Origin of the sequence: Lysobacter sp. TAB13 (genome assembly GCF_052113885.1) — a bacterium.
Lineage (GTDB): Bacteria > Pseudomonadota > Gammaproteobacteria > Xanthomonadales > Xanthomonadaceae > Lysobacter > Lysobacter gummosus.
On sequence record NZ_JBFRDR010000334.1, the window covers coordinates 1 to 383 of the forward strand.

General features: G+C 46.9%; 1 rRNA gene. It reads left to right on the plus strand.

The annotated features are described in order from the left end of the window. Positions 1-148: 148 nt before the first annotated feature. Positions 149-383 (plus strand): 16S ribosomal RNA (locus AB4Y92_RS26410); the annotation flags it as partial.

Here is a 383-nt window from a genome sequence, read left to right on the forward strand (position 1 = left end):
GATATATTATCTAAGTCGCCGCTGAAACACACGGCCGACACGAAAGAAAAGATTGTTCTTTGAAAACTGAACAACGAGCGAAACTGCCAGTTAAGAAGCTTCGGCTTCTGACTAAAGCAATAAAAAGTTTTTGAGCAAGTCAAACACCTTTATGGAGAGTTTGATCCTGGCTCAGGACGAACGCTGGCGGCGTGCCTAATACATGCAAGTCGAGCGGAKYTWWTCCTTCGGGGWWARSTTAGCGGCGGACGGGTGAGTAACACGTAGGTAACCTGCCTATAAGACTGGGATAACATTCGGAAACGAATGCTAATACCGGATACGCGATTTGGTCGCATGACCGAATCGGGAAAGACGGAGCAATCTGTCACTTATAGATGGAC